The organism is Cellulomonas sp. B6, assembly GCF_001462455.1.
In the GTDB taxonomy this organism is placed as follows: Bacteria; Actinomycetota; Actinomycetes; order Actinomycetales; family Cellulomonadaceae; genus Cellulomonas.
Window position 1 is genome coordinate 1 of sequence record NZ_LNTD01000114.1, and the last position, 25,783, is coordinate 25,783.

Genomic DNA, 25,783 nt, shown 5'->3' on the forward strand with positions numbered 1-25,783 from the left:
CCGCCGCGCCGACGAGCAGACCGGCCCCGGCCACCACGAGCGCCACGAGGACCCGCCCCGCGCGCCCGACGAGCGCGAGCGCCCCCGCGGCGGCGAGCAGCACGAGCGCGGCTCCCCCGGTCTGCGGCGCGGCAGCACCACCCGTCACGTCGACGCCCACCGCCCCCTCGAGCGCCGAGGTGCCGGTGCCCCGGACCCAGGTCGGCAGGGCCACGAGTCCCACCGACGCGGCACCCGCGAGCAGCAGCACGACCCAGCGCGCCCGCCGCGGCCGGTCGCCGCTCACGGCACGTCGCGCCGCAGCCTGGCGGCGAGCTGGACGGCCCGCACCGCGGCGGCGGCCTTGTTGCGCGACTCCTCGTACTCGAGCGCCGGGACCGAGTCCGCGACCACGCCGCCGCCGGCCTGCACGCTCGCACGCCCGTCGCGGATCACCGCGGTGCGGATCGCGATGGCCATGTCCATGTCGCCGGCGAAGTCGAAGTACCCGACCGTGCCGCCGTACACGCCCCGACGGGCGGGCTCGAGCTCGTCGATCAGCTCGATCGCCCGCGGCTTGGGCGCGCCCGAGAGCGTGCCCGCCGGGAAGGTCGCCATGAACGTCTGCAGCGCCGTCGCACCGGACCGCAGCCGACCGACGACCGTCGAGCAGATGTGCATGATGTGCGAGAACCGCCGCACCGCCATGAACTCGACGACCTCGACGCTCGTCGGCTCGCACACCTTGGTCATGTCGTTGCGGGACAGGTCGACGAGCATGATGTGCTCCGCGCGCTCCTTGGGGTCCGCGAGGACCTCGTCCTGCAGCGCCCGGTCCTCCTCGGGTGTCGCCCCCCGCGGCCGCGACCCGGCGATGGGGAACGTCGTGACGTGGCCGTCGCTGACCTTGACGAGCGTCTCCGGGCTCGACCCGACCACCGCGAAGTCGTGCCCGTCGGCGTCCTGCAGCGCGAGCAGGTACATGTACGGGCTGGGGTTGATGGTGCGCAGCACCCGGTAGACGTCGATCGGCTCCGCCGGGCAGTCCAGGTCGAGACGCTGGGACAGCACGACCTGGAAGACCTCGCCGTCGCGGATCGCCTCCTGGCCCCGCACCACGGCGTCCTCGAACTCCTCGCGCGTGCTGCGGAACTCGAGCTCGGGCACCACGGCGTCGGGGTCGACGACCGCGGGCGCCGGGGGGGCGGGTCGGCGCAGCGCGGCCTGCATGTCGTCGAGGCGCCGCACGGCGTCCGCGTACGCGTCGTCGACACGTTCGTCGGTCGCGTCGAAGTTGATCGCGTTCGCCACGAGCCACACCGAGCCCGTGACGTGGTCGACCGCCGCGAGGTCCGACGCCAGCAGGAGCGCGACCTCGGGGATCCCGAGCTCGTCGGGCGCCCGGGCCGGCAGGGTCGGCTCCCAGTGCCGCACGACGTCCCAGCCGAGCGCACCGACCAGCCCCCCGGTCAGCGGCGGCAGACCCTCGATCCCCGGCGTGTGCAGCACCTCGAGGGTGCGGCCGAGGACGTCGAGCACGTCACCCTCCGTCGGCACGCCCACGGGCACGTCGCCGGACCAGGCGGCGCGGCCGTCGCGGACGGACAGCCGGGCGCGGGACGCCACGCCGACGAACGACCAGCGGCCCCACGTGCCGTCCGACTCGGCGGACTCGAGCACGAACGTGCCCGGCCGCCCGGCCGCGAGGGTGCGGTACAGCCCGACGGGTGTGACGTCGTCCGCGAGGAGGCGGCGCACGACCGGGACGACGCGGCGGTCGGCGGCGAGCTCGCGGAAGGTCTGCGCCGTCGGCCACGTCGCGCCCCAGGCGAGGTCCGCGACGGTCGCACGAGACGCTGCGGGCGTGGGCTGCTCGGTCACGACCGGCCTCCTCGGTCGGTCGCGTCGCCGGTCACGGGCAGCGGGCCGCCCGCCTCGAAGCACGTCCGGGTGCCGGTGTGGCAGGCGGCACCGACCTGGTCGACCGTGACGAGCAGCGCGTCGCCGTCGCAGTCGAGGTCGACCGAGCGCACGTGCTGGACGTGCCCCGACGTGTCGCCCTTGCGCCAGTACTCCTGGCGCGAGCGGCTCCAGAACGTCACGCGGCCGCTCGTCAGGGTGCGGTGCAGCGCCTCGTCGTCCATCCAGCCGAGCATGAGCACCTCGCGGGTGTCGTGCTGCTGGACGATGGCGGCGACGAGGCCGGCGTCGTCGCGACGCAGGCGTGCGGCCACGGCGGGGTCGAGGTCGCTGCGGGCGACGCGGCCGCCCGTCGTGGTCGTGGTGGGGTCGGTCTGCGGCACGCGACGATCCTGCCACGGCCGCCGGACCGAGGACCGTCCCGTCCACGACGCCCGTGCGCGTCCGCGGGATCGCGGTCCGCGGCCGCCCGGTCAGCGCGTCTGCGCGACCCAGGCGGCGTGCATCGACGCGTAGTGCTCGCCGCGCGCGACGAGCTCGGTGTGCGTGCCGACCTCGACGACGCGCCCGGCGTGCACGACGACCACGAGGTCCGCGGCCTCGGCGGTCGACAGCCGGTGCGCGATGGTCAGGGTCGTGCGACCGCGGGACAGCTCCCGCAAGGCGCGCGCGATGCGGACCTCGGCGACCGGGTCGACCGCCGACGTCGCCTCGTCGAGCAGCAGCAGGTCGCCGTCCGCGAGGCTCGCACGGGCGAGCGCGACGAGCTGCCGCTCGCCGGCCGACAACAGCTCGCCGCGCTGGCCGACGGGCGTCGCGAGGCCCGCGGGGAGCTCGGCGACCCACGCGTCGAGCCCGAGCACGTCGACCGCCTCCCGCACGCGCGCCGCGACCTGCGCGTCGGCGTCGGGGTCGCTCTCGTCCCGCAGGCCGTAGGCGACGTTCTGCGCGAGCGTGCCGTCGAACAGGAAGCCCTCCTGCGGCACCAGGACGACCCGACGGCGCAGGTCGCTCGACGCGACGTCGCGCAGGTCGACCCCGTCGAGCCGGACCGCACCCTCCGTGGGGTCCATGAAGCGCGCGACGAGCTTCGCGAGGGTGGTCTTGCCGGAGCCCGTCGCGCCCACGACCGCGACGGACGTCCCCGCCGCGATGCGCAGGTCGACGTCCTGCAGGACGGGCGGTCCGCCCGGGTACGCGTAGCCGACGCCCTCGAACGACAGCGTCGCGGGACCGCGCGGGCTCGGGACGGCGTCCGGCCCGGGGTCGGGCACGTCCACCGGGGTCTCGAGCACGCCGAGCACGCGCCGCCACCCCGCGACCGCGTTCTGCAGCTCGTTGAGGATCTCGGTCGCCATCTGCACGGGACCGGTGAACAGCTGCACGAGGAAGAGGAACGCCAGCACCCGACCGACGGACAGCTCGCCGGCGACCCCGAGCCACGTGCCCGCGACGACCACCACGGCGAGCACGAGGTTCGCCACGAGCACGCCCGAGGAGAACACGACGGCGACGAGGTTCTGCGCCCGCACCATCGCACGCCGCGTCGCGGCCACGGCCGCGTCGATGCGGCGCTGCGTGCGCTCGGCGACGCCGTAGGCGCGGATGGTCTCGGCGCCGACGACCGCCTCGGACACCGCGCCGAGCATCGCGCCGTAGCGCTCACGCACCTCCGAGTAGCGCCGGTTCACCCCGCGCTGCAGGCGCGGCAGCACGAGGACGAGCGGCACGAAGCACGCCCACACGAGCAGCGTCAGCTGCCACGAGTACACGGCCATCAGCACGGTCGCGACGACGATCTGCAGCACCGAGACGAGCAGCATGATGCCGCCCCACTGCACGAACATCGAGATCGTGTCGACGTCGGACGTGACGCGCGAGACGAGCGACCCGCGCCGCTCGGTGCTCTGCGTGAGCACCGACAGGTCGTGCACGTGGCGGAACGCGCGCGTCCGCAGGGTCAGCAGGCCCGACTCGCTCGAGCGGAAGAGCCGCACGTTGACGAGCGCCGAGCACGCCGCCCCCACCGCGAGCCCGGCGGCGGCCAGGCCGACGAGCGCGGCGGCGCGTGCCGCGTCCACGCCGTCGGCGCCGAGCACGGCGGTGTCGACGGTCTGCTGGACGGAGATCGGCACGAGCACGCGCGCGACCGCGGCGACCACCGCGAGGCCGAGCGTCAGCGCGAGCCCGTCGAGCATCTCGGGCGAGACCTGCACGCCGCGTCGGAGCGTCGCGAGCACGCCGAGCGTGCTCGCGGGCGCCATCCGCGCGTCGCGCTCGACCGTGGGCGGAACCCCCGTGCTCACCTGCGTCCTCCCTCGACCGTCACATCGTCCTCGTCCCACACCTCGGGCGCGTCCTCGTCGGCGCGCTCGCGCTCGCGACGCTCCGACTCCCGCTCGTAGGCGGTCGCGAGCTCGCGGTACCCCGGGTCGCGCACGAGCAGTTCGGCGTGCGTCCCGCGGTCCACGACCCGCCCGGCGTCGAGGTGCACCACCTCGTCCGCGAGCAGCACCGAGGACATGCGGTACGCGACGAGCAGGACGGTCGGTCCGGCGGCGCCGTCGGCCGCCTGCAGCCCCGTGAGGATGTCGCGCTCGACGCGCGGGTCCACCGCGGACGTCGCGTCGTCGAGCACGAGGACGCGGGGCCGGCGCACGAGCGCGCGGGCCAGCGCGAGCCGCTGCCGCTGACCGCCGGACAGGTTGGCGCCGCGCTCACCGAGCGGCGAGTCGAGCCCGCCGGGCAGCGCACGCACGACGTCGTCGACGCGCGCGGCGCGCAGCGCGGCCCACACGTCGTCGTCGGTCGGCGCGTGCGGGTCGTCGGGGTCCGCGAGCGTGACGTTGCCGCGCACGGTGTCCTCGAAGACGAAGGTCGACTGGCTCACGAACGCGACCTGCGCCGCGAGGTCGGCGGGGCGGACGTCGCGCACGTCGGCGCCGTCGACCTCCACGACGCCGGACGACGGGTCGGACAGCCGCGGCACGAGACCCACGACGGTGGACTTGCCCGAGCCGGTCGCGCCGACGACCGCGAGCGTGCGGCCGGCCGCGACGTGCAGGTCGACCCCGTGCAGGAGCTCGACCTCGCCGTCGGCCGTGGGCACGCGCAGGTGGACGCCGCGCAGCCGCACGTCGGCCCCGCCCGCGCGGGGCGTGAGCGGCGTCGAGCCGTCGAGGGGGATGCCGCCGGCGTCGAGCACGCGCGAGATGCGGTCGTGGCCGACCAGACCGCGCGGCAGCTCGCCCAGCACCCAGCCGAACGCGCGCACGGGCACGGCCAGCAGCGTCAGCAGGTAGGCCGCGGCGACGACGTCGCCCGTGCCGATCGCGCCGGCGGCGACGCGGTGCGTCCCCACGAGCAGCACCAGCAGCGTGCCGAGGTTGGGGAGCAGGTCGATCACCGGGTCGAACACGGCACGCACGACGCCCACGCGCACGTTGGCGTCGCGCAGCTCCTGGGCACGCCGCGTGAAACGGGCGTCCTCGCGGTCCTCGGTGCCGAGCGACTTCACGAGCGTGGCGGCCTCGAAACTCTCGTGCGCGACGTCCGCCACCTCGGCGCGCAGCTGCTGCGCGCGCGTGATCGCCGGCGTCATGCGGCGCTGGAAGACGAGGTTGGCGACGACCGCGAGCGGCAGCACGACGAGCGCCGCGACGGCCAGCCAGACGTCGGTGCGCAGCAACGCCACGGTCGCCACCGCGATCATCACCACGACGCCCAGCGCGAACGGCAACGGGTTGAAGACGCCGGTCGCGGCCTCGACGTCGGAGCCGGCGTTCGACAGCAGCTGCCCGGTCGGGTGGCGCCGGTGCCAGGACATGGGCAGCCGCAGGTACTGCCGCGTCACGGCGCGCCGGTGGTCGGCCTGCAGGTCGGCCACGCCGATGCCCGCGAGGATGCGCCGCCCCGCGACCGCGAGCGCGAGCGAGAGCGCGACGAGCGCGAGCGCGAGACCGGCCTGCCAGATGCGTCCCTGCGCCTCCTGCGACCCCGCCAGGGCCGGGACGACGACCTGGTCCGTCGTCGCGCCGAGCACGCGGCTCACCGCGACCGTGAGCGCGCCGAACGCCGCCGACGTGGCGATCGCCGCCGTGTACGTGCGCGGGTGCGAGCGCAGACCTCGCCAGAGCAGGGCGACCGATCGACGGGCGACGGAGCCGCGGAGCATCGAGCCCGGAGGGGCGTCGGCGGGCCGAGGGCGCGCGGGCACGGCGGATCACACTCCTGACGGAAAGGGGATGCCGCGATCCTCTCACGGGGGTCCGACACGGCGACGGCCGGTCTCGCGCCACGCGCGCGGGCCCCCGGACGTGGCACGATCCCGTGGCATGACCTGGCACGAGACCGAGCGCGCGTGGCTGTCCGACGCGCTGCGCGCCGCCGACCCGCACGACCCGACGCTGTGCCGCGGCTGGCAGGCACGCCACCTCGCCGCGCACCTCGTGCTGCGCGAGCACCCCGTCGCCGCCGCGGGGGCCGTGCGCGGCGGTCTCGCCGCGGCGACCGAGCGGCTGGCCGACACCGCCGCCGACGCTGACGGCTACGCCTCGCTCGTCGACCGCGTGGCGCACCCGCCGGCACGCTGGAGCCCGCTCGCGTGGGCGGGGGACGCCGTCAACGTCAGCGAGTACTTCATCCACCACGAGGACCTCCGCCGCGGCGACGGGCCCGTGCCCGCGCGCGACCTGCCGGACGAGCTGGCCGAGGTGCTCTGGGCGCAGCTCGTGCGCACGGCCCCGCTGCGGCTGCGCCGGCTGCCGGTGGGGACAGTTCTGGTCCGCGACGACGGCAGGCGCGCCGCCGTCCGCTCCCCGCGGTCCGGCCACGGGTCGGTGGTCCTGCGCGGCGGCGTCGGCGAGCTGGTCCTCGCGGTGTCGGGCCGCCTCCAGGCCGCGGACGTGCGTCTCGTGGGCGCCGACGACGACGTCGCGGCCGTCCGCGAGCTCCTCACCGGACCGTGAGCGCGGCGCCGGGCGCCGGGCGCCGGTGCCCGGCGGCGGCGGTCAGCGCACCACGACGCCCGCGGCGCGCAGCGCGTCCTTGACCTGCCCGACCGTGAGCGTCCCGAAGTGGAAGACGCTCGCGGCCAGGACGGCGTCGGCGCCCGCCCGCGCGGCCTCGACGAAGTGCTCCACGGTGCCCGCGCCGCCGGACGCGATGAGGGGCACCCGCACGCGCGCCCGCACGTCGGCGATCATCTGCAGGTCGAAGCCCGCGGTCGTGCCGTCGGCGTCCATCGAGTTGAGCAGGATCTCCCCCACCCCGAGCTCGGCGGCGCGGTGCGCCCACTCGACGGCGTCGATCCCCGTGCCACGTCGGCCGCCGTGCGTCGTCACCTCGTAGCCGGACGCCGTGCGCACGTCGCCCGTCGTGCGGCGCGCGTCGACGGACAGGACGAGCACCTGCGACCCGAAGCGGTCGGCGATCTCGGTGATGAGCTCGGGCCGGGCGATAGCGGCCGTGTTCACCCCGACCTTGTCGGCGCCGGACCGCAGGAGCCGGTCGACGTCCTCGGGCGAACGGACGCCGCCCCCGACCGTGAGCGGCACGAACACCTCCTCGGCGGTACGGCGCACGACGTCGTAGGTCGTCTCGCGGTCCGAGGCCGAAGCCGACACGTCGAGGAAGGTCACCTCGTCCGCGCCCTCGGCGTCGTACCGCCGGGCCAGCTCCACGGGGTCGCCCGCGTCGCGCAGGTTCGCGAAGTTGACGCCCTTGACGACGCGCCCCTTGTCGACGTCGAGGCACGGGATGACGCGCAGCGCGAGGCTCACGGCGCCACCTGCGCCGGTGCGCCGGTCGCCAGGATGTCGATGACGAACACGACGGTCTTGCCGGCGAGCTCCTCGGCGTCGGTGACGCCCAGCGGGTACGACGGGGGCACGACCAGCATGACCCTGCTCCCGGTCGGCTGGTCGACCAGGCCCTCGGCCCACGGCGGGACGTCGGACAGCAGGAACGACACGGGCAGACCGCGCTGCCAGGTCGAGTCGAACAGCGTGCCGTCGTCCCACGCGAAGCCGCCGTACTGCACGGTGATCACGTCGCCGGCCGCGACCTGCGCGCCCGTCCCCCGCACGAGCGGCTGCACGACGAGCTCGTCGGGCGGCGGGGTCCCCGTCGCCGTGAGCGTCGGCACCCCGTCGGCGTCGCCCACCACGGGCAGTCCCGCGTCGGGAGCGACGGGCTCGCCCTCGGCGCGCGTCGGCAGCACGTCCAGCACCGTCACGGTCGGGTAGTCGGCGCCCGAACCCCCCGGCGCGACCTGCAGGAGCCGGGCGCCCACCTGCTGCCCCTTGAGGGTCTCGTACAGGTCGACCCCGAGGTCCTCGACCGTCATGAGCCGCGGCGTCGGGCTGGTCGAGTAGCTCTCCTTGACCAGGCTCGCGTCGGTCGCGTTCTCCAGCCAGAAGTCGATGAGCACGGGCGCACCCTCGACCAGCTCGGCACCCGTGCCGGGCCAGACCACGTCACGCTGCGTCGACTCGACCGCCAGCGGCGTCAGGTAGGTCACGGTCGGCGCCTGCCCCGCGCTGCCCGTGACGGTGACCCTTGGGTCCTCCGTCACGGTCGTCCCGCAGGCCGCCAGGAGCAGCCCAAGGACCACCAGGACCACCGCACGGCGCGTTCCTGCCAGCACCCGCACGTCCACGCCTCCCGAGCTCGCCCGCCGCCGCGTCGAAAGGGCGCGGCACGTCCGGCGCGCGCCGGACGGGGCCTCACTGTACGGGAGCGCGCTGATCGACGTCCCCGCACGTCCGACGCGTGCACGCACCGCGCGGGACTCGTGTCACATGGACTCGATGAGCCGCTCGACGCGCTCGTCGACGCTGCGGAACGGGTCCTTGCACAGCACGGTGCGCTGCGCCTGGTCGTTGAGCTTGAGGTGCACCCAGTCGACCGTGTAGTCGCGTCGCGCGTCCTGCGCCGCCCGCACGAAGTCGCCGCGCAGCTTCGCGCGCGTGGTCTGCGGCGGCACCGCGGTGGCCTCGAAGACGTCGAGGTCGGTCGTCACGCGCTCGACCAGGCCGCGGGCCGCGAGCAGGTTGTAGAGCCCCTCGGTGCGCGAGATGTCGTGGTACGCCAGGTCGAGGCGCTGCACGCGCACGTCCGACAGCTCGAGGTCGTGCTTGGCCCGGTACCGCTCGATCATCCGGTACTTGATGACCCAGTCGAGCTCGCGGTCGACGAGCGAGAGGTCCCCCGTGCGCAGGGCGCGCAGCCCGCGCTCCCACAGGTCCAGCACCTGCTTGGTCTCGGGGCTGGGGCCGACCTCGGAGGTCACGAACTCCGAGACCCGCGCGAGGTACTCCTCCTGCAGGTCGATCGCGGTGACCGTGCGCCCGGTCGCGAGCGTGACCGGCTGCTTGCCCGTCATGTCGTGGCTGATCTCGCGGATCGCGCGGATCGGGTTCTCGAGGCTGAGGTCGCGCATCGGCACGCCCGCCTCGATCAGCCGCAGCAGCAGGTCCGTCGAGCCGACCTTGAGCATCGTCGTGGTCTCGGACATCGAGGAGTCGCCGACGATCACGTGCAGCCGGCGGTAGTGCTCGGCGTCGGCGTGCGGCTCGTCGCGCGTGTTGATGATGGGGCGCGAGCGCGTCGTCGCGCTCGACACGGCCTCCCAGATGTGGTCGGCCCGCTGGGAGAGGCAGTACACCGCGCCGCGGGGCGTCGTCAGGACCTTGCCCGCGCCGGTCAGGACCTGCCGCGTGATGAGGAACGGGACCAGCACGTCGGACAGGCGCGCGAAGTCTCCCTGGCGCCGCACGAGGTAGTTCTCGTGGCAGCCGTAGGAGTTGCCGGCCGAGTCGGTGTTGTTCTTGAACAGGTGGATGCGCCCGGGCAGACCCTCGTGCTCGAGCCGCTGCTGCGCGTCCTCGACCAGTCCCTCGAGGATGCGCTCACCCGCACGGTCGTGCGTGACGAGCTGGCGCCAGTCGTCGCACTCGGCGGTCGCGTACTCGGGGTGCGACCCGACGTCGAGGTACAGCCGTGAGCCGTTGCGCAGGAAGACGTTGGACGACCTCCCCCACGCCACGACCTTGCGGAACAGGTACCGCGCGACCTCGTCGGCCGACAGCCCGCGGCCGTCCTGCGCCGCGCACGTGACCCCGTACTCGGTCTCCAGACCGAAGATGCGCCTGTCCATGCGTCACTCCCCGTCGGCTCGTCCGCGTGGCCCGTCCCGCCTCACGCGGACGACGGACCCTCCCCAGCACCCGGCGCTCCCGCGCCGCCGAGCACGTCCTCCAGCAGCGCCCCCGTGAGCCGGCGGAACGCGCGGCGCGGCCGCGTGCGGTCGAGCACCGCGACCTCGAGCTGCGACGCGTCCAGCGCCCGCGGCTCGCCGTCCTCGCCCGACGACCCGAGCGCGCGCACCGCGACGCCGAGCACCTCGGACAACGTCATGCCGGGCCGCCAGCCGCTCTCGAGGACGCCCGCGAGCCGGTCGGCCTGCCCACCCATGACGACCCAGCCGTGCTCGTCGGTGACGGAGCCGTCGTAGGACAGCCGGTAGATCTGGTCACCCGCGGGCTCGCGCCCGACCTCGACGACCACGAGCTCGACCTCGAGGGGCTTGGACTCGGTGGTGAAGACGGTCCCGAGGGTCTGCGCGTACGCGTTGGCGAGCCCGCGCGCGGTGACGTCGACGCGGTCGTAGGAGTACCCGCGCAGGTCGGCGTAGCGCACGCCCGCGACGCGCAGGTTCTCGAACTCGTTGTACTTGCCGACCGCGGCGAACGCGATGCGGTCGTAGATCTCGGAGATCTTGTGCAGCGCGCGCGAGGGGTTCTCGGTCGCGAACGCGACGCCGTCGTCGTACTGCAGCACGACGACCGAGCGTCCCCGCGCGATCCCCTTGCGCGCGTAGTCGGCCCGGTCCTTCATGAGCTGCTCGGGCGAGACGTAGAACGGCATGCTCATCGGGTGTCCCCCTCGCGTCGCACGTCGGACCGCGTCTGCTCGACGGTGGCGACGGCCGTCGCGAGCTCGTCGTCGGGGACCCGCAGGTAACCGGCCGCGGTGACGGTCGCGACGACGGGCCAGATCCGGCGCGCCGTGTCGGGCCCACCCGTGGCGGAGTCGTCGTCCGCCGCGTCCACGAGCGCCTCGACCGCGACGCGCACGGCGTCCGTGGCGTCCATGCCCGCGCGCCAGCGCTTCTTGAGCGACCCGCGGGCGAAGACCGAGCCCGAGCCGACCGCGTGGTGGTCGTGCTCCTCGTACCGACCGCCCGTGACGTCGTAGGAGAAGATCCGCCCGACGCCCCGGTCGAGGTCGTACCCGCCGAACAGCGGCACGACCGCGAGCCCCTGCATCGCCAGGCCGAGGTTGCCCCGGATCATCGTCGCGAGGCGGTTCGCCTTGCCGTCGAGCGACAGCAGGCTGCCCTCGATCTTCTCGTAGTGCTCGAGCTCGAGCTGGAACAGCCGGACCAGCTCGATCGCGAGCCCGGCCGTGCCGGCGATGCCCACGGCCGAGAACTCGTCGGCCGGGAACACCTTCTCGATGTGCCGGCTCGCGATCATCGAGCCCATCGTGGCGCGCCGGTCGCCCGCGACGACCACGCCGCCGTCGAAGGTCAGGGCGACGATCGTGGTCCCGTGCGGCGCCTGCACGTCACCCGCGGGGAGCGGACGGTTGCCGGGCAGCAGCTCGGGCGCGTGGCCCGCGAGGAACTCCACGAACGACGACGTGCCGGGCGTCGTGAAGGCGTGCGGCAGGCGACCCGAGGACGGCTGCGCGGGGCCGGACCAGGAGTGCACCATCGGCGGTCACTGACCGCCCTTCTGCACGAACCCGCGGACGAACTGCTCGGCGTTCTGCTCCAGGACGTCGTCGATCTCCTCGAGCAGCGCGTCCACCTCGGCGTCGCGCGCCTGCGCGCTCGCCGCCGCGGGTGCGGGCGTGGCCGGCTCGTCGACGGGCTCGTCGTCGTGACGACGCCGGACGTGCTCCTGCTCGGACATGGTGACCTCCGTCCCTGCGGGAGCGTGCCGCGTCCCCGCGTGGCCCACCCTAGGCCCAACCACCCGCGCGCGTGACGTGTGCGGCCGGGTGGTGGACACCGCCGACGCGCCCGGAGGTCCCCGTCGCGTCCTTCCCTGTGGACGACCTGAGCGACGAGGTCACCACCTGGCACGATGCCGCCATGACCTCGGTCCCGGACACGCTGTACGCGCGCACCCTCGCGGCGCTGCAGGACGCCACCGTCTGCCCCGCGTGCACGACCCCCCTGCGCTCGGGCCGCTGCCCGGCGTGCGGCCTGGACGTGTCCGGCCCCGACGGGCTGCTCGTGTGGCAGGACAGCCAGGCGGCCGTGCGCGCGCTGCAGGCGCGGGAGCACCGCATCGCGACGGTGCGTGCGGCGCAGGCCGCGCGGCGTACCGCGCCGGCGGCCGCGGCCGCACCCGCGCCGCAGCACGTGGCGGCCGCGCACGCCGCACGGACGACGGCTCCCGGGGCACCCGTGACGTCGGCACCACCCGCACGCGTCGCGGGCACCGCGGCCGCGACCGGCGGGGGTGTCCCCGCGGCCGTGCCGCCCACGACGCAGGTCCCCGCGGCGCCCGCACCCGCGGCGACCTCGCGCCCCGCCGCCGTCGTCCCGGCGACGCCCCCGCACCCCGCGTCGGCCGTCCGCCGCGCGCGGCCGACCGCTCCGGCGCCGGCCCGCCGACCGTGGCGCGTGCAGACGATCCTGCAGGTCGTGGGCGCGTCGCTGCTCGCGGCGGCCAGCATCACGTTCCTCGTGTTCGCGTGGGACGTCATGGGCCTGCGGGGACGCGCGGCGGTCGTGGCGGTCGGGACCCTGGTCGTGTTCGCGCTCGCGTCGTGGCTGCGCTCGCGCGCGCTGCGCCAGGGAGCCGAGGCGGTCGGCGCCGTCGCGGTCGTGCTCCTGCTCCTGGACGCGTGGGCGCTGCGGGCGACCGGGGTCGTGGCGGTCGGGGACGGCACGGGCCAGGCCGCGGCGTCGCTGCTCGTGTGCGCGCTGCTGCTCACCGTCTGGGGGGCCCGGTCGCACCTGCGGATCGGCGCGGCCGCCGGCGCCGTGCTGCTGCCGCTCGCGCCGCTGGCCTGGCTGCCGGTCGTGCCGCGGCCGGTCGGCACGGTCGCGCTGCTGCTGGCGGCTGCCGCGACCACGCTCGTGCGCGCCGCACCGCCGTGGTCCGCCGGCCGCGTCGAGCGCCTGGTGCTCCGGGGCGCCGCCGCGCTCACGCTGGGTCTCGCGCTCCCGATGGCCGCCGTCGCGACGCTGCTGGAGCTGTGGTCCGCACCGTGGTCGCTGGTCGCGCTGCTCGCCGCCGCCGTGCCGCTGCTGGTCGCCCAGCTGCTGGTCGACGCAGGTCGGCCGCCGGCGGCGACGCCGGGTCACGACCTCGGGCGCGCCTGGGCGGGCACGGCCGGGACGGTCCTCACCGTCGCGGTCGCGGCCGCCGCCGCGACGGCGACCGTCCCGGCCGTCGGCACGAGCACCGCGGTGCAGGCCGCGGCCGTCGGTGCGTGCCTGACCGCCGGTGCCCTGCTGCTCCTGCGCCCCCGTCCGTCCGCGCCCGTCGACGCCGCGCCGGTGCCGACGGGCGCGGCCACATCCGTGGCGGGTCACGTGCACACCGCGACGACGGCGGCGCTCGCCACGGCCGCGACGATCGCGGTGTGGCCCGTGCTGGTGCTCGGCGCGCAGACGGCGGTGCGCCTCGCGCCCGATGCCGCCGACGCCCCGACCTCACCCGTGGCGACCCTCGCACCGACGCTCGCGGTCGTCGTGGCCGTGGCGCTCGCGGTGCTGACACTGCGACGGCTGACGGGTGAGGCCCGCCGGCTCGCGCGCGTCGCGGCCCACGGCGGCGTCGCGCTCGTCGTCGCGACGTCCCCCGTGACCGCGTCCGCGCTCGTGCCGTCCGTCGCGGTCCTGCCCGTCGTGGTCCTGGGGGCCGCGGCGGCCGTCGCCGCGCTGCACGTGAGCGAACGTCGGCTGCACCCCTCCGCGGCGCGCACGGGTGCCGTGCTCGCCGCGACGCTCGGCGTGCTCGCCGCGCTGCCCGACCCGGCGTGGGTCGCCGTCGCGCTGCTCGCACCGACCGTGCTGGCGGTGCTCGCGCGACGGTGGTCGAGCGGTCCGGCGTCGGCCGGCGGCTCCACCCTCGTCGCCGCGTCGCTCCTGCTGGCCGCCGGCACGTGCACCGGTGCGGCGCTCGGCCTGGCCGGTGTGGTCGCGGCGGCACTCGTGGTCGCGCCGGTGGGTGGTGCGCTGCTGGTGCGGGCGCTCGTGCGCGGCACCGGTGCCGCCGAGCGGGACGCCGCGCTCACGGGCGCCGCGCTCGGCGTCGGCGTCACGTGGTTCGCCGCCGTCGCGCACGCCGCCGCGGCGGACGGGCCGTCCCCCCTGACCGTCGCGGCACCGGTCGTCGCGGCGACGACGGCCCTGGCGGTCGTCGTCGTGCTCCTGCTCGGCTCACGGCGGTGGGGCTCGACCCACGCCGTGCTGGGTGCGGCCGCGCTCGCACCCGTGCTCGCCCTGACGGTCGTGACGCTGCACGCGGCGACCGGCGTGCCCTCGGCCGACGCGACGGCCCTCGCGGCGGTCGTCGTGGGCGGGCTGACCGCCGCGTGCGCCGTGCTGCTCGCACGCACGCGCGAGCCCGTCGTCCGGTACGCCGCGGAGGTCACCGGGTGGCTCGTGGCGACCGCCGGCGTCGGGGCGGCTGCGGCGCTCGGCGCACCCGGTCCCGCCCTCCTGGTCGCCGCGGTGGCCGCTGCCGCGTGGTCGCTCGCGCCGGGGCGTTCGTCCGCGTGGTGGCTGACGCTCGCGCTGGGCACCGCCGCCTGGTGGTCGCTGCTGGGCGCCGAGCGGGTGGGCACGGTGGAGCCGTACACCGCCGTCCCCGGTCTCGTGGTCGCGGCGGTCGGCGCGTGGCGCGTGGTGCGCGCGCGACGTCACGCACCCCGGCTCCTCGTGGCCGGGCTGGCGTTCGTCACGGTGCCGACGGCGCTGCTGCCGGGCGCGCTGACGGTCGGCCCGTGGTCGCTCGACCGCGGATCGGTCGCCGCGGCGCTCGCGGCCCTCGTCGTCACCGCCGCCCTGGCCGTCCGGCGTCGGCCCGAGGCCGGTGAGCTGCTCGCGGGTCTCGGTGCGCTCCTCGTCGTGCTGGGCCCGGTGGTCCGGTCGGTCTCGGCGAGCCTCGGGCTGCCGGCCGCCGTCACCGCTCCGTCGCTCCCGGACGGGACCGTGCTCGTGGAGGTCTGGGCGTGGCCCGCGGCCGTCGCGCTCGTCCTGTGCGCCCGCCGGGTGCGGGCCGCGGCGGCGCAGCGTGCGGTGTCGACCGCCGGACCCTGGGCGCTCCTCGTGGTCACGACGCTGCCGACGCTGCTGATGGCTCTGGCGGACCTCCGCAGCGGTGCCGCGACCGTGCGCGCGCTGCTCGTCTCGGCGGCGGCGGCCGGGCTCGCGCTGCTCGGCGGCGCCACCGGTCGCCGGCTGCACCTGCCCAGCGCCTCCCCCCAGGCCCCGGGCCGGGGCGTGGGGCTGGCCGGCCTGGGCCTGGCCCTCACGGCGGTCGCCGCCGGCGTCGGCGGGCTGGTGCTGACGGCGCTCTCCCCCACCTGGACCGACGCGCTCGGCGGCGCTGCCGACCTCACCTGGGCGGTCGCCGGGCTCGTCGCGCTCGCCGTCGTCACGCTGACGACGCGCCGCGCACCCGCTCCCGACGCGTGGCTCGTCGCGGGGCTGGTCGCGCTCGTGCCGACCCTCGTCGTCCGGGGCGGTGACGCGCGGCCCCTGCAGTGGGGCCTCACGACGGTCGCCCTGCTCGCGATGGCGCGGCTCGCCGCACCGACCGCAGCCCCCGACGGCGCCGCGCCCGCCGCTCCCCGTGCGCGACGCGCGCTGGCCCTCGGAGCCGCCGTGGTGGCCACCGCCGGTCCGTGGCTCGACGCGGTCGTGGCCGCGGTCCGCCCCGGCGGCGGGTCGCCCCTGCGGGTCGAGCTCGTGGCGGCCCTGACGTGCCTGGTGGGCGCCGCGGCGGTCCGGCTGGCGTCGGCGGGGCGGCACCGGCGAACCACGCGTGCGACGCTCGTCACGCTGCTGGTCCTGCCGACCCTGCTCGCGGTCGACGCCACCGGGCTCGGGACCGCACGCGTCCTCGTCGTCGCGGCAGGCGCCGCGGCGCTCGCGTGGTGGCGGGCGTCGCGCGGTGACGTGACGCTCGGGCTCGTGGTCGCCACGGGGCTCACGGTCGCCGTGGCCCTGCGCGGCGGGCCGGAGCCGGCCGATCTGCCGTGGGCGCTCCTCGGCGTGCTCGCCGCGGGGCTCGGCGTCCGCCGGCTCCGGGAGGACGCCGCGGCGAGGTCGTGGCCCGTGCTCGGCGCCCCGGTCGCGCTGGCGGTGGGTGCACCGCTGGCCGCGCTGTGGCTGGCCGGGCCCGGCACGCTGCGCCTCGGCGCGGTGCTCCTGCTCGCGCTCGCCGCGACCGGCCTCGGGGCGACGCTGCGCTGGCAGGCACCCTTCGCGATCGGCGTCGTGTCGGTCCTCACGACGCTCGTCGTGGTGCTCAGCCCCGTGACGGTGCGCGCCCTGGCCGACGTGGACGGGTGGGTGCTGCTGGCCGTCGGCGGCGCCGTCGTCCTCGGCCTGGGTCTGACCTACGAGCGTCGGGTGCGCGAGGCCAAGGAGGCCGTGCGGTTCGTGGCCGACATGCGCTGACGTGCGGGCGGCTCCGGACGGAACAGCCGCCCGGAGCCGCCGACCGGTCGGGCCGACGTCACGCGGGAGACGTGGCAGGCCGGCCCGGGATCGACCCGGTTCAGCCGCCGAGCGCCGTGAGCAGCGTCCGGGCGTCGGGGCTGCGGTCGAGGAGGTCGCCGACGTGCGCGCGCGTCCCCCGCAGCGGGTCGCGCATCGGCACGCGCTGCAAGGACTGCGCGCCGGGGACGTCGAACACGACCGAGTCCCAGCTCGCCGCCGAGATCTGCGAGCCGTAGCGGGCGACCGCCTCGCCGCGGAAGTACGCGCGCGTGTCCTGCGGCGGGTGCAGCACGGCGTCCGCCACCTGCTGCTCGCTCACCAGTCGCTCGACCGCGTCGGCCGCGAGCAGGCGGTGGTACAGCCCGCGCTCGGGGCGCACGTCCGACCACTGCAGGTCGACCGCCGCGAGCCGCGGGTGGTCCCACGCGAGGTGGTCCCGGCGGCGCATGCCGTCGAGCAGCCGCAGCTTGGCGACCCACTCGACCTCCCGCGCGCACGACGCGGGCTCGTCGCCCAGGCGTCGCAGCAGCGACTCCCACCGCTCGAGCACGTCGAGCGTCTGCGCGTCGGCCGACCCGTCGGTGCCCGGGAGCGCCGCACGCACCGCCCCCAGGTACTCGGCCTGCACCTCGAGCGCCGTCAGCCGGCGGCCGTCGGCGAGCTCGAGCCGCTCGGCCAGCGTCAGGTCGTGGCTCACCGCGTGCACGGCACCCACGGGGTCCGCGAGCGCGAGCCGGTCGACGGCCTGCACCGCACGGCGAGCGGCAGGGGCGCCGGCCTCGGCCTGCTCGACGAGCCACAGGACGAGCGAGGTCGTGCCCAGCCGCAGGTACGTGGCGACCTCGAGCATGGTCGCGTCCCCGATGATCACGTGCAGCCTGCGCCACCGCGTGGGGTCGGCGTGCGGCTCGTCGCGCGTGTTGACGATCGGGCGTCGCAGCGTGGTCTCGAGGCCGACCTCGGCCTCCATGTAGTCGGCGCGCTGCGAGAGCTGGAACCCCGCGTGCTCGCCGCGCTGACCGAGCCCGACGCGGCCGGCGCCGGTGAAGACCTGCCGCGTCACGAGGAACGGCGTGAGGCGCGCGACCAGGTCGCCGAACGGCACGGCCCGGTCGACGAGGTAGTTCTCGTGCGTGCCGTACGTCGCGCCCTTGCCGTCGACGTTGTTCTTGTACAGCGCGACGTCGGGCAGCGCGGGGCTGCTCGCGAGCATCCGCACCGAGTCGAGCATGACGAGCTCACCCGCCCGGTCCCAGCGGACCGCGTCGAGCGGGTTCGTGACCTCGGGCGAGGAGTACTCGGGGTGCGCGTGGTCGACGTAGAGGCGCGCGCCGTTGGTGAGGATGACGTTGGCGGCGCCCGGGTCCTCGTACTCCTCGACGTCGGAGCGCGGCAGCTCCTGCGGCGCGTCGCCCGACGGCGCGGGCACGGTCGGCGAGTCGGTGAGCAGCGACGGGTGCGCCGACGCGCGCTGCAGGTGGAACCCGCGGGCGTCGTGCAGCGGGTCCTCGTCGTCGTAGTCCCACCGCGCGCGACCCCGGCCGGCCTCGCGCGCCGCGGCGTGCACCGCCACGACGTGGCTCGACAGCAGCATCGGGTTGGCCATCGGCCTGCCCGGCTGCAGGACGCCGTACTCGGTCTCGATCCCCATCACGCGGCGCACGGTCACGCCGACCACCCTAGGTGAGCGCACCGACGGCGACGGTGCGCGTCCGCGGGGTGCGCACCGCCGCCGCGGCGTGCGGCCGGTCCGTCGCCGGAGCGACCGGAGGGACGCCGGACCGAGGTCGCGGAGCGGTCAGAGGTACTGGCCGGTGCTCGTGACGTTCTCGATGGTGCGCGACGCCTCGACGCCCTTCTTGCCCTGCACGATCGTCCGGATGAACACGATGCGCTCGCCCTTCTTGCCGGAGATGCGCGCCCAGTCGTCGGGGTTGGTCGTGTTCGGCAGGTCCTCGTTCTCCTTGAACTCGTCGACGCACGCCGCGAGCAGGTGGTCGACGCGGATGCCGCGCTGCCCGGTGGCCAGCAGGTCCTTGATCGCGCTCTTCTTGGCCCGGTCGACGACGTTCTGGATCATCGCGCCGGAGTTGAAGTCCTTGAAGTACAGGACCTCCTTGTCGCCGCTGGCGTACGTGACCTCGAGGAACCGGTTCTCGTCGGCCTCGGAGTACATGCGCTCGACGACGCGCGCGATCATCGCGTCGACGGCCGCGGGACCCGAGCCGCCGTGCTCGGCCAGGTCGTCGGCGTGGATCGGCAGCGCGGGCGTGAGGTACTTCGCGAAGATCTCGCGCGCCCCCTCGGCGTCGGGCCGCTCGATCTTGATCTTCACGTCGAGGCGACCGGGCCGCAGGATCGCGGGGTCGATCATGTCCTCGCGGTTCGACGCGCCGATGACGATGACGTTGTCGAGCCGCTCGACGCCGTCGATCTCGGCGAGCAGCTGCGGCACGATCGTCGTCTCGACGTCGCTCGACACGCCCGTGCCGCGCGTGCGGAACAGCGACTCCATCTCGTCGAAGAACACCACGACCGGGTGGCCCTGCGACGCCTTCTCACGGGCCCGCGCGAAGATCAGGCGGATGTGCCGCTCGGTCTCGCCGACGTACTTGTTGAGCAGCTCGGGGCCCTTGACGTTGAGGAAGTAGGAGCGCGCCTCGGCGACGTCCTCGCCACGCGCCGCCGCCGCGGTGGCGGCGAGCGAGTGCGCGACCGCCTTCGCGATGAGCGTCTTGCCGCAGCCCGGCGGGCCGTACAGCAGGACGCCCTTGGGCGGCTTGAGCCCGTGCTCGCGGAACAGCTCGGGGTGCAGGAACGGCAGCTCGACGGCGTCGCGGATCGCCTCGATCTGCGGCCCGAGGCCGCCGATGTCGCCGTAGTCGATGTCGGGGACCTCCTCGAGCACGAGGTCCTCGACCTCGGCCCGCGGGATCACCTCGAACACGAACCCGCTGCGCGAGTCGATCGTCAGCGCGTCTCCCACCCGCACGCCCGCGTCGGCCACCTGCCCGGCGAACCGGACGACGCGCTCCTCGTCGCCGCGCCCGACCACGAGCGCGCGGCCCTCGCCGAGCATCTCCTTGACGGTGACGAGCTCGCCGACCTGCTCGTACCCGCCGGCCTCGACGACCGTGAGCGCCTCGTTGAGCATGACCTCCTGCCCGGGGCGCAGGCGGTGCACGTCGAGCGTCGGGCTGGCCCCGACGTGCATCTTGCGGCCCGCCGAGACGATGTCGACCGAGCCGTCGTCGCGTGCCCGCAGGAACGTCGCGTAGGTGCCGGGCGGCTTGGCGAGGTCGTCGACCTGGCGCTTGAGCTCGAGGATCTGCTCACGCGCGGCGACGAGGGCCTCGCTGAGCCGCTCGTTCTTCGCCGCGAGGACGGTGAGCTCGCGTTGCAGGTCACGCCCGCCGGCAGCAGGTTCCGTCATGGTGATCGGCCTCCGTTCCGCGTCGCGGTGCGTGCTACCTCCGGTCCACCGAGCACCACGCTGTGCCTGCTGGTCCGACGACAGTAACCGTCCGTGTCAACGCGGGCCGTGCGTCGGGCGGGTGTGTCCCGGACGTCCCGAGGGGTGGACGCCCTCAGTCGTCCTCGGGCGCCGCGACGTCCTCACGCGCGGCCAGGTCGTCGGGCGCGACGTGCAGCTCGCGCCGCACGCGGCGGATCTTCTTGGCCGACGTCTCGCGCTCGCCCATCGCCTCGGGCGACCAGAGCTCGGCGTCGGGTGCGGGCGTGCCGTCGTCCGCGACGGGGTACGACCCCTTGGCGGGACGCCGCTTGCGCTGCGGGGGCTGCACGCCGTCGGCGAGCCGCCGCGTCGTCAGCAGGAACCCGGTGTGGCCGATCATGCGGTGCTGCGGGCGGACCGCGAGACCCTCGAGGTGCCAGCCGCGCACCATCGACTCCCACGCCTCGGGCTCGGTGTACCGACCGTCGGCCCGCAGGTCCTCGGTGAGGCGCGACAGCTGCGTCGTGGTCGCGACGTAGCAGACCAGCACGCCGCCGGGGGCGAGCGCGGTGGCGACCGCGTCGAGGTTCTCCCACGGCGCGAGCATGTCGAGCACGACGCGGTCGACCGTGCCGGGCGCGGCGGCGTGCGGCAGCTCGTCGGCGAGGTCGCCCAGGCGCAGGTCCCACGCGGGGTGCGGACCGCCGAAGAACTGCTCGACGTTGCCGCGCGCGATCGCGGCGAAGTCCTCGCGCCGCTCGATCGACACGAGGCGGCCCGCGTCGCCGACGGCCCGCAGCAGCGACAGCGTGAGCCCGCCCGAGCCGACGCCCGCCTCGACGACCATCGCCCCGGGGAACACGTCGCCCATCGTGACGATCTGGCCCGCGTCCTTCGGGTACACGACCGCCGCGCCGCGCGGCATGGAGAGCACGTGGTCCGAGAGCAGGGGGCGCAGCGCGAGGTACTCGATGCCCGAGGTGTTCTGCACCACGACACCCTGCGACGCGCCGATGAGCTCGTCGTGGCGCAGGTAGCCGCGGTGCGTGTGGAACGTCGCGCCGGGCTGCAGCGTGATGGTGTGCAGGCGACCGCGCGGGTCGGTCAGCTGGACGCGCTCGCCGACGCGGAACGGGCCGCGGCGCACGTCCGCCCCGGTCGGTGCGGCGGCGGGCACGCGGTCGTCCGCGGTCTGGTCGGTGGTCACGTGCGCCGAGTCTAGGGGCGGACGTCAGCCGCGCAGCGCCGCGACGACGTCGGCCGTGCGGACGAGCGCCACGACGCGGCCGTCGACGAGGGCCGCGAGGACGGGTCCGTGACGTGACGCGTCGCTCAGCGCGCGCAGCAGCGCGTCGCCCTCGAGCGCGCCGTCGACGGTCGCGCCGACGGGCAGCGGGGTCGCGACCGCGACGACGTTCGTCGTGCCGGCCAGCTCGGCCGGCACGCGTGCGGCCGCGTCGGTGTCGACGTACGCCGCGGGGCGGCCGTCGGGCGCGAGCACGACGACCTCGGCGGCCTGCGCCGCGGCGGCGGTCGCACGGGCGTGCGCGAGCGACGCCTGCGCACCGACCACGACCGCGGGCCGCCCGACCGTCCGCAGCGTGAGCGTCTCCACGACGCGTCCGGTGCGCCCGCCACGGATCGCCGCGGTCGCGCCCGACCACAGGAACGCGCCGATGAGCGCCGCCCATGCGACGGTCACGAGGTCGGGCGTCAGGCCGAGCAGGAACGGGCGGCCCAGCACGACGACCACGAGCCCGACCGCGACGGCCCGGCCCGCCCAGCCCGCGACGACGGCGCCCCGGTGGCGGTCGCGCGTGACGGCCCACACACCGGCCTCGAGCACGCGGCCGCCGTCGAGCGGCAGCCCCGGGACGAGGTTGAACAGCCCGACGAACCCGTTGGCCGCGGCACCGGCCCACAGCAGGGTCTGCAGCAGGGAGCCGGCGGGCGCCAGGTGGTTCGACGTGAGCAGGAACGCCCCCGCGAGCGCGATGCTCGCCACGGGTCCGACGACCGCGACGAGCGCGCTCGTGCCGGGCGTGGCCGCGGCGCTCCGGAACGTCGTGTGCCCGCCCCACAGCGTGAGCACGAACGCCTCGGGCTGCTCGCCGCGGGCCTTGCCGACGAGCCCGTGGGCGAGCTCGTGGACCAGCACGGACGCGAACAGGAGCACGACGAACACGAATGCCACGACGTAGGGCAGCGCACCGCCGCCGGTGGTCCAGGTGGCCGCGGCGGGCGCGAAGACGAACGTGAGGACGACCGCGGCGAGCGGCCAGCTGCGCGCGACGACGACGGGAGCCCCGGCGACGTGCCCGAGCAGCCAGCCGGCCGGGCGTGCGGGTGACGGGGCGTTCACGCACGCCAGCCTACGGTCCCCGCCGGAGGACGTCGGGCACGTCGCGCCCGTCCCCGGCCCCGCCGGGGACGGGGGTGTCGGCGCCCGCGCCTACCCTCGTGGCGTGAGCGTGGACACCGAGCAGCCGACCAGCACCTCCCCCGCGCCCGAGCCGCGCGTGCCCGGGCTGTCGCCGTCGCGCGCCAACGACTTCCTGCAGTGCCCGCTGCTCTTCCGGTTCCGGGTGGTCGACCGGCTCCCCGAGCCGGCGTCGCCCGCCGCCGCGCGCGGCACGCTCGTGCACGCCGTGCTGGAGCACCTGTTCGACCTGCCCGCCGCGCAGCGGACGCTCGACGCCGCGTGCGCGGCGCTGCCCGGGCACTGGGACGCGCTGCTCGAGGAGGAGCCCCGCTACCGCGACCTGCACGCGGACGACGAGGCCCGCGAGGAGTTCCTCGCCGGTGCGCGGCGCCTGCTGGGGACGTACTTCACGCTCGAGGACCCGACGCGTCTGGAGCCGCGGGCCCGCGAGCTGCAGGTGCAGCACGACCTGGAGGACGGTCCGCGGCTGCGAGGGGTCGTGGACCGCGTGGACGTCGCGCCCAACGGGTGGGTGCGGGTCGTCGACTACAAGACGGGCCGGTCGCCGCGGGCGGGCTTCGAGAGCTCCGCGCTGTTCCAGATGCGGTTCTACGCGTACGTCGTGTGGCGCACGCGGGGCGTGCTGCCCAAGCGGCTGCAGCTCGCGTACCTCGGCGACGGCGTGGTGGTGAGCCACGAGCCCACCGAGTCCGAGATGCACACGCTCGAGGCCCGCGTGCGGTCGATCTGGGCGGGCATCGAGGACACCGCGCGCAGCGGCGACTGGCGTCCGCGCACGTCGCGGCTGTGCGACTGGTGCTCCTTCCGCGACCGCTGCCCGTCGTTCGGCGGGACCCCGCCCGAGGTGCCCGCCGGGGCCGTCGAGCGGGCGATCGGCGTCACACCCGGATCCTGACCGACGGGCCATCCGCCGGCCCCTCGGCTCCGAACCCACCACGACGGCAGGCGAGCAGCGAGGAGGTGTGCGAACATGCCCGACCTCGTGCACGACATCGCACGGCACCACGACGCACGACCGCCGGCGCCACGGCACCACGCGGCACGACGCGACCCCGCGCGCACCCCGCACCGGACGCCCGCCGCCCGGCCGCACGTCGACGCGCTCCGGGCGCACCGCGGGGTGCCGCGACGCCCGTTCCGCGCGCGCCCCGCCGCGTCCACCGCGCCGTCCCCGGCCCGGTGGGGCACACTGGCGCCCGTGCCGGCCCCTTCCTCCTCGACGCCCGAGACCGGTTCGGTCGAGGAGCACCTGCTGCTGGTCGCCGGCGGCGACCGGGAGGCGTTCGGCCTCGTCTACGACGCGCTGGCGCCGCTGGTCCACGGCACCGCGCTGGCGGTCCTGCGGGACCCGGACCACGCCGCCGAGGTCACGCAGGAGGTCATGGTCGAGGTGTGGCGCACGGCGCCGCGGTTCGAGCCGGCCCGCGGCTCGGCGCGCGCCTGGGCCGCGACGCTCGCGCACCGGCGCGCGGTCGACCGCGTGCGGTCGGTGCAGGCGCAGCGGCGCCGCGACCAGGCGGTGCTCGACGCGGACGCGCCGCGCCCCTACGACGAGGTCGCGGAGGAGGTCGAGGGCAACCTCGAGGCTGCGCGCGTGCGGCACTGCCTCGGCGGTCTGACGGACACGCAGCGCACGGCCGTCGAGCTCGCGTACTACGGCGGGCTCAGCTACCGCGAGGTCGCGGCGCGGCTCGGGGCCGCGCTGCCGACCGTCAAGAGCCGGATCCGCGACGGGCTGCTGCGGCTGCGCGACTGCCTGGGGGTGTCATGAGCGAGCACGGGTCCGACGAGGCCACGCGGGCTCTGCTCGGCGCGTGGGCGCTCGACGCGGTCTCGGACGACGAGCGGGCCGCGGTCGACGCGCTGCTGGCGCGCGACCCCGACGCGGCGCGCGAGGCGCGCGAGCTGCTGGCGGTGGCCGCCGAGCTCGCGGCTGCGACAGCCCGGCCCGTCCCCGCCCGCGTGCGCGACGCCACGCTCGCGGTGGTCGCGACCACCGCGCAGGTCACGGCCCCCGGCACGGTCTCCGGTGCGGACGACCTGGCGGCGGCGCGCGTCCGACGCCGCACGCGGGTGCGCACCGCGGCGGTGGCGGCCGTCGCCGCGCTCGTGCTCGCGGTGCCCGTGGGTGTCGCGTGGCGGCAGGCGGACCGCGCGACCTTGGCCGAGGAGCGGCTCGCAAAGGTGGAGCAGATGCTGGCGGCCCCCGACGCCCGGCTGATGGCCGCCGACGTCGCGGGAGGCGGACGCGCCGTCGCGGTCGTGACCGACGACTCCGCCCTGGTCACCGCCTCGGGCGTGAGCGACCCCGGCGCCGACCGCGTCTACCAGCTGTGGCTGCTGCGCGACGGCGTCGCGCTGCCGTCGGCGACCTCGGCCACGTCGGCGGGCGGGTTCGACGTCGCGACGACCGAGTTCCGACCGGGCGACGCGCTCGCCGTGACCGTGGAGCCGGCCGGCGGCTCGACCGCACCGACGTCGGACCCCGTGGTGGTGCTGACGGACGCCTGAGCGGGCACGCGCCGCGCACCCGGGCGCGCGGCGTGCGCCGGGTCAGCCCCGGTGGCGCAGGTCGAGGGTCTCGCCCGCGGCGATCCGCTCGATCGTCGGCAGGTCGACCCGCGTGAGCGAGGCGGTGCGTGACACGCCCCGCGGCGGCTCGATCGCGACGTGCGTGTCGACCGCGACCACGCGCGCGCCGCTCGCCACGGCCGACGCGAGGCCCGTCGCGGAGTCCTCGAACGCGACGCACGCGCGGACGTCGACGCCGAGCAGCCGCGCCGCGGTGAGGTACGGCTCGGGGTCGGGCTTGGGCCGGGTCACGTCGTCGCCCGCGACGACGACGTCGAACAGCCCGACGGCCCGCGCGAACGGGGCCGCGAGGACGCCGAAGGACGACGTCACGAGCGCCTGCGGGACGCCGGCCGCGTGCAGCGTGCGCACGAGCTCGAGCGCGCCGGGCTGCCACGGCACGCCCTGCGCGACGGCGGCGCCGACGGCCGAGTTGAGGCGGTGCGCGATCTGCTCCACCTCGAGCGCGACGCCGCGCGCCTGGAGCAGCGCGGCCGACACCGCCATCGAGCTGCCGACCATCGCGGTCGCGTCGGCCGGCGTCCAGGTGCCGCCGTGCTCCTCGACGAGGGCGATCTCCGCGGCCATCCAGTGCGGCTCGGTGTCGATGAGCGTGCCGTCCATGTCCCACAGCACGGCGGCCGGGGCGGCGGGACGCCGC

21 protein-coding genes are annotated in these 25,783 nt (G+C 76.1%); 5 read left to right on the forward strand and 16 right to left on the reverse strand.

Annotation, left to right across the window (positions count from 1 at the left end):
• The 5 genes from ATM99_RS10825 to ATM99_RS10845 all read right to left on the reverse strand — a co-directional run.
• Nucleotides 1-286: Trp biosynthesis-associated membrane protein (locus ATM99_RS10825; RefSeq protein WP_190278819.1), on the reverse strand; the 286-nt coding region annotated here is incomplete at its 3' end.
• A complete protein-coding gene (locus ATM99_RS10830) occupies nucleotides 283-1,860 on the reverse strand; it encodes an anthranilate synthase component I (RefSeq protein ID WP_062102931.1) in 1,578 nt (525 codons plus the stop codon). The genes ATM99_RS10825 and ATM99_RS10830, both read right to left, overlap by 4 nt.
• Nucleotides 1,857-2,282 (reverse strand): phosphoribosyl-AMP cyclohydrolase, encoded by a 426-nt coding sequence (gene hisI / locus ATM99_RS10835; protein WP_062102932.1) that lies wholly within the window; start codon nucleotides 2,280-2,282, stop codon nucleotides 1,857-1,859. The genes ATM99_RS10830 and hisI overlap by 4 nt, the downstream gene beginning before the upstream one ends.
• A 90-nt stretch (nucleotides 2,283-2,372) precedes the next feature.
• On the reverse strand, nucleotides 2,373-4,163 hold the full coding sequence (locus ATM99_RS10840) for an ABC transporter ATP-binding protein (protein WP_062102945.1): 1,791 nt from the start codon (nucleotides 4,161-4,163) through the stop codon (nucleotides 2,373-2,375).
• A 38-nt stretch (nucleotides 4,164-4,201) separates the two neighbouring features.
• Nucleotides 4,202-6,073, reverse strand: a complete 1,872-nt coding sequence (locus ATM99_RS10845; RefSeq protein WP_062102933.1) for an ABC transporter ATP-binding protein — start codon at nucleotides 6,071-6,073, stop codon at nucleotides 4,202-4,204.
• 160 nt (nucleotides 6,074-6,233) lie between these two features.
• Here ATM99_RS10845 and ATM99_RS10850 point away from each other — a divergent pair, with 160 nt between their 5' ends.
• Nucleotides 6,234-6,866 (forward strand): TIGR03085 family metal-binding protein, encoded by a 633-nt coding sequence (locus ATM99_RS10850; RefSeq protein WP_062102934.1) that lies wholly within the window; start codon nucleotides 6,234-6,236, stop codon nucleotides 6,864-6,866.
• 42 nt (nucleotides 6,867-6,908) lie between these two features.
• Here the strand turns inward: ATM99_RS10850 and hisF are convergent, their stop codons facing one another.
• The 6 genes from hisF to ATM99_RS10880 all read right to left on the reverse strand — a co-directional run bounded on the left by hisF (nucleotide 6,909) and on the right by ATM99_RS10880 (nucleotide 11,879).
• Nucleotides 6,909-7,679, reverse strand: coding sequence for an imidazole glycerol phosphate synthase subunit HisF (gene hisF, locus ATM99_RS10855; RefSeq protein WP_062102935.1), 771 nt, complete (start codon nucleotides 7,677-7,679; stop codon nucleotides 6,909-6,911).
• Nucleotides 7,676-8,512 carry an FKBP-type peptidyl-prolyl cis-trans isomerase gene (locus ATM99_RS10860; protein ID WP_223304994.1) on the reverse strand — a complete coding sequence of 279 codons (837 nt, stop codon included), beginning with the start codon at nucleotides 8,510-8,512 and terminating at the stop codon, nucleotides 7,676-7,678. The genes hisF and ATM99_RS10860 overlap by 4 nt, the downstream gene beginning before the upstream one ends.
• 183 nt (nucleotides 8,513-8,695) lie before the next feature.
• Nucleotides 8,696-10,057, reverse strand: a complete 1,362-nt coding sequence (gene pafA, locus ATM99_RS10865; RefSeq protein ID WP_062102936.1) for a Pup--protein ligase — start codon at nucleotides 10,055-10,057, stop codon at nucleotides 8,696-8,698.
• 41 nt (nucleotides 10,058-10,098) lie between these two features.
• A complete protein-coding gene (gene prcA, locus ATM99_RS10870; RefSeq protein ID WP_062102937.1) occupies nucleotides 10,099-10,833 on the reverse strand; it encodes a proteasome subunit alpha in 735 nt (244 codons plus the stop codon).
• Entirely contained in the window at nucleotides 10,830-11,678 is an 849-nt protein-coding gene (gene prcB, locus ATM99_RS10875; protein ID WP_062102938.1) for a proteasome subunit beta, read from the reverse strand. The genes prcA and prcB overlap by 4 nt, the downstream gene beginning before the upstream one ends.
• A 6-nt stretch (nucleotides 11,679-11,684) precedes the next feature.
• Nucleotides 11,685-11,879 carry a ubiquitin-like protein Pup gene (locus tag ATM99_RS10880; RefSeq protein ID WP_062102939.1) on the reverse strand — a complete coding sequence of 65 codons (195 nt, stop codon included), beginning with the start codon at nucleotides 11,877-11,879 and terminating at the stop codon, nucleotides 11,685-11,687.
• Nucleotides 11,880-12,061: 182 nt separating this feature from the next.
• Between ATM99_RS10880 and ATM99_RS10885 the strand changes: the two genes are divergently transcribed.
• Nucleotides 12,062-16,612, forward strand: coding sequence for a zinc ribbon domain-containing protein (locus ATM99_RS10885; protein ID WP_150118251.1), 4,551 nt, complete (start codon nucleotides 12,062-12,064; stop codon nucleotides 16,610-16,612).
• Nucleotides 16,613-16,712: 100 nt separating this feature from the next.
• On the opposite strand, the gene dop is transcribed toward ATM99_RS10885, so the two are convergent.
• The 4 genes from dop to ATM99_RS10905 form a co-directional block, all read right to left on the reverse strand.
• On the reverse strand, nucleotides 16,713-18,323 hold the full coding sequence (gene dop, locus ATM99_RS10890) for a depupylase/deamidase Dop (protein WP_062102947.1): 1,611 nt from the start codon (nucleotides 18,321-18,323) through the stop codon (nucleotides 16,713-16,715).
• A gap of 129 nt (nucleotides 18,324-18,452) precedes the next feature.
• A complete protein-coding gene (arc, locus tag ATM99_RS10895; protein WP_062102941.1) occupies nucleotides 18,453-20,087 on the reverse strand; it encodes a proteasome ATPase in 1,635 nt (544 codons plus the stop codon).
• A gap of 154 nt (nucleotides 20,088-20,241) precedes the next feature.
• On the reverse strand, nucleotides 20,242-21,315 hold the full coding sequence (locus ATM99_RS10900; RefSeq protein ID WP_082659606.1) for a tRNA (adenine-N1)-methyltransferase: 1,074 nt from the start codon (nucleotides 21,313-21,315) through the stop codon (nucleotides 20,242-20,244).
• A gap of 24 nt (nucleotides 21,316-21,339) precedes the next feature.
• Entirely contained in the window at nucleotides 21,340-22,470 is a 1,131-nt protein-coding gene (locus tag ATM99_RS10905) for a site-2 protease family protein (RefSeq protein WP_062102942.1), read from the reverse strand.
• Nucleotides 22,471-22,573: 103 nt separating this feature from the next.
• Between ATM99_RS10905 and ATM99_RS10910 the strand changes: the two genes are divergently transcribed.
• The 3 genes from ATM99_RS10910 to ATM99_RS10920 all read left to right on the forward strand — a co-directional run bounded on the left by ATM99_RS10910 (nucleotide 22,574) and on the right by ATM99_RS10920 (nucleotide 25,062).
• Nucleotides 22,574-23,446, forward strand: coding sequence for a PD-(D/E)XK nuclease family protein (locus tag ATM99_RS10910; RefSeq protein WP_062102943.1), 873 nt, complete (start codon nucleotides 22,574-22,576; stop codon nucleotides 23,444-23,446).
• Nucleotides 23,447-23,749: 303 nt separating this feature from the next.
• Nucleotides 23,750-24,322: an ECF RNA polymerase sigma factor SigK gene (sigK, locus tag ATM99_RS10915; RefSeq protein WP_062102949.1), complete on the forward strand. Its 573-nt coding sequence runs from the start codon at nucleotides 23,750-23,752 to the stop codon at nucleotides 24,320-24,322.
• On the forward strand, nucleotides 24,319-25,062 hold the full coding sequence (locus tag ATM99_RS10920) for an anti-sigma factor (RefSeq protein WP_062102944.1): 744 nt from the start codon (nucleotides 24,319-24,321) through the stop codon (nucleotides 25,060-25,062). Before sigK ends, ATM99_RS10920 begins: the two co-directional genes overlap by 4 nt.
• Nucleotides 25,063-25,104: 42 nt before the next feature.
• Here ATM99_RS10920 and ATM99_RS10925 read toward each other — a convergent pair.
• The coding region (locus ATM99_RS10925; RefSeq protein WP_062102950.1) for an HAD family phosphatase at nucleotides 25,105-25,783 on the reverse strand (679 nt) is incomplete at its 5' end.